Source organism: Sphingomonas bacterium (assembly GCF_903643065.1).
Classification (GTDB): domain Bacteria; phylum Pseudomonadota; class Alphaproteobacteria; order Sphingomonadales; family Sphingomonadaceae; genus Sphingomonas.
This window is the reverse complement of the sequence record NZ_CAHJWX010000368.1, coordinates 1-3,171: the sequence shown is the minus strand read 5'-3', so window position 1 is coordinate 3,171 and position 3,171 is coordinate 1. Positions and strand designations below refer to the sequence as shown.

Annotated in this window: 4 protein-coding genes; 2 read left to right on the top strand and 2 right to left on the bottom strand. The window is 70.3% G+C overall.

The window, feature by feature from the left end; genetic code table 11:
- Window positions 1-125 precede the first annotated feature (125 nt).
- Window positions 126-887 carry an arginyltransferase gene (locus HUU95_RS12165; RefSeq protein ID WP_174280345.1) on the bottom strand — a complete coding sequence of 254 codons (762 nt, stop codon included), beginning with the start codon at window positions 885-887 and terminating at the stop codon, window positions 126-128.
- 193 nt (window positions 888-1,080) lie between these two features.
- Here HUU95_RS12165 and HUU95_RS12160 point away from each other — a divergent pair, with 193 nt between their 5' ends.
- A complete protein-coding gene (locus HUU95_RS12160) occupies window positions 1,081-1,335 on the top strand; it encodes a hypothetical protein (protein WP_174280344.1) in 255 nt (84 codons plus the stop codon).
- Here HUU95_RS12160 and HUU95_RS12155 read toward each other — a convergent pair.
- Window positions 1,332-2,591, bottom strand: coding sequence for a threonine ammonia-lyase (locus HUU95_RS12155; RefSeq protein ID WP_174280343.1), 1,260 nt, complete (start codon window positions 2,589-2,591; stop codon window positions 1,332-1,334). The genes HUU95_RS12160 and HUU95_RS12155 overlap by 4 nt on opposite strands.
- A 54-nt stretch (window positions 2,592-2,645) precedes the next feature.
- On the opposite strand from HUU95_RS12155, the gene HUU95_RS12150 reads away from it, so the two are divergent.
- Window positions 2,646-3,171, top strand: a 526-nt coding sequence (locus tag HUU95_RS12150; protein ID WP_174280342.1) for an amidohydrolase family protein, incomplete at its 3' end; no start/stop codon positions are given.

Below are 3,171 nucleotides of genomic sequence, written 5' to 3'. Positions count from 1 at the left end.
CGCGGGCTCGCGGCTGGGCGAGGGCGGCGAGGCGCTGGACGTCGACGTCGCGGTCAGCGTCGCCGATTAGGGTCTGTCATAGTCAGGTGCTGACGGGTCAGGGTCCGGTCCGAACAGGACAACCCCTAGGCCCAGGCGCGCGCGGCGATCTCCGCGTCGGTCAGCGTCCGCCAGCCGGCCGGGCCGAGCACCTCGATCGGGCGGTAGCGCACCTTGTACGCCATCCGGCTGGAGCCCTTCACCCAATAGCCGAGATAGACGTAGCGCAGGCCGGCGTCGCGCGCGCGGATGATGTGGTCCATGATGATGAAATTGCCCAGGCCGGGCCGGCGCTCGTCGTCGGCGGCGAAGAAGCTGTAGATCATCGACAGCCCGTCCGCCTGCCGATCGGTGAGGCAGGCGCCGATCAGGCTGCCACGCCGGCCACGCACCGTCGGCTCGCGATATTCGAGCACCAGCGAATTGACGGGGGAGTGCTCCACCATGTCGGCGAAGTCGTCCTCGTCCATGCCCGTCATGCCGCCGCCGGGATGGCGACTGGCGAGATAGCGGCGCAGCAGGCGGAACTGCTCGTCGGTCGCCCATGGCCGGCACGCGGTGACCTCCACATCGGCGTGGCGCTTGAGCAGCTTGCGCTGCGTCGCGTTGGGAGTCCAATCGGGCGTAAAGACGCGCACGGACACGCAGGCCGCGCAGCCCGCGCAGCTGGGGCGGTAGGCGACCGACTGGCTGCGGCGAAACCCGATCCGGCCGAGCGCGTCGTTGAGCTCGGCGGCATGCGGACCGTTCAGCTCGGTGAACACCTTGCGCTCCTGCCGGCCCGGCAGATACGGGCATGGCTGTGGGCTGGTGACGAAGAAGCGCGGAAAGCGGAACGGCGCGGTCACCGGCGGGCAAGCTCCTGATCTACGGGCGCCGCGCGCCGCCCCGCTCCTATGGGGCGTCGCCGCCACGCTGAAAAGCGGCTTTACCACGAAAGAGCGTTAACGCCGTCGACGTTGTCCCGTTGGAAATTGCGCGCTACGGAAGGAACTACCGTCAGCCAGGGCTGTTACGGGATTGTATCAAAGGGAGCCGCCGATGCATATTCTGTCTCATCTCGCCGCCGCCACGGCGCTCGTCGCGGCCCCCGTCGCGGCCTCGGCGGCACCGGTCGCCAATCCCGCGGCCTCGTTGTCGATCGCGCCCGCCGCGCGCGCGTCCACCTCGACGCACGGCTCCAGCCGGATCGCCGGGGGCGGGGCCGCCGGGATTTACGCGCTGGCGATCGTCGCCGGCATCGCCGCGATCGTCGTCGTCGCGGCGACCAAGGACGACAAGGCCTCCAGCCGCTAGGCCAGCTCTACCGTGCTCACCTCGTAGCCGGCTTCGCCCAATGCGGCGATCAACCGGTCGAGGTGGGCACGGTCCCTTGCCTCGCACTCGATGTCGGTGACCAGGCCTTTGGCGGGCAGTGTCGTGAACACGCGCTGGTGGTACACCTCGATGATGTTGATCCGCTCCTGATCGAAGATGCGGGCGACCTGGAACAACGCGCCGGGGATGTCCTGCAGGCGGATGCGCAGCCGTGCCAGCCGGCCCGACCGCGCGAGATCGCGCAACAGGACGTTGGCGAGCAGTCGCGTGTCGATATTGCCGCCGCACAGCACCACGCCCACCGTCTTGCCCCGGAAACGCTCGGGATAGGCGAGCAGCGCCGCCAGGCCCGCCGCGCCCGCGCCCTCCACCACCGTCTTCTCGATCTGGAGCAGCAGCGCCACCGCCTCCTCCAGCCGGCGCTCGGAGACCAGGACGATGTCGTCGACCAGCGCCTGCACCAGCCGCGCGGTGATGCCGCCCGGCTCCTTGACCGCGATGCCCTCCGCCAGCGTGTCGCCCGCGCATGGCAGGTTCGTGCCGCGCATCCGGTTGTACATCGACGGGAACAGCCGCGCCTCCACGCCGATCACCTCGATCCGGCGGGCCCCGTTCCTGGAAGACTGCGCGCGCGCGACGGTGGCCATGCCGCTGATCAGCCCGCCGCCGCCGATCGGGGTGACGAAACAGTCGATCGCGGGCGCGTCGGCCAGCATCTCGATCGCCGTGGTGCCGGCACCGGCGATGATGCGCGGATCATCGAAGGGGTGAACGAAGGTGAGGCCCTGGGCGGCCTCCAGCATGCGGGCATGGGCGTAGGCGGCGTCGAACGTGTCGCCCTCCAGGATGATCGTGGCGCCGTGCCCCGCGGTCTGCGTCACCTTCACCGTGGGGGTGTTGCGCGGCATCACGATGGTCGCGGGCACGCCGAGCCGCGCCGCGTGATAGGCCAGCCCCTGCGCGTGATTGCCCGCCGAGGCGGCGATCACGCCGACGGCCTTCGCCGCGTCCGACAATTGCAGCAGCGTGTTGAGCGCGCCGCGCTCCTTGTAGGCGGCGGTGAACTGGAGGTTCTCGAACTTGAGATAGACCGTGGCACCGGTCAGCTGGGACAGCGTCCGGCTGATCAGCGTCGGCGTGCGGACGATCGCGTCGGCGATGCGGGCATGGGCGGCGTGGACGTCGTCGATCGTGACGGGCAGGGCCGCGTCGGTGGCGTGGAACTGGGTGGCCATGGCGGTCGGCTAGACCATCTGGCGCGGCGGGGAAACGGGGCTTAACGACCGCCGATGCTCAAGCCGCTGGTCGCCATCGTGCTGACCCTCTCCACCCCCGCGCTCGCCGACGCGCTGGTCGACAACGTCAATGGCGTCACGCTGGACCGGCAGGGGCATGTGGTCCGCTTCACCGGGCTGCTGATGAGCGCGGACGGCAAGGTGACGGCGCTGCTGGGCGCCGCTGACAAGCGCCCCGCCAGGCTCGATTGGCGCGCGGACATGAAGGGGCGCGTGCTGCTGCCCGGGATGATCGACGCGCACGGGCATGTCATGGAGCTGGGATTCCGCGCGCTGGCGCTGGACCTTTCGGACAGCGTTTCGCTGGCGGACGCGCAGGCACGGATCAGGGCCTATGCCGACGCCAATCCGGAGCGCAAATGGGTGCTGGGCGGCGGTTGGAACCAGGAGAAATGGGGGCTCGGCCGGTTCCCGACGGCCGCCGAGCTGGACGCGGCGGTGGGTGACCGGCCGGTGTGGCTGCAACGCGCGGACGGGCACGCCGCCTGGGCGAACAGCGCGGCGCTGAAGGCGGCGGGCG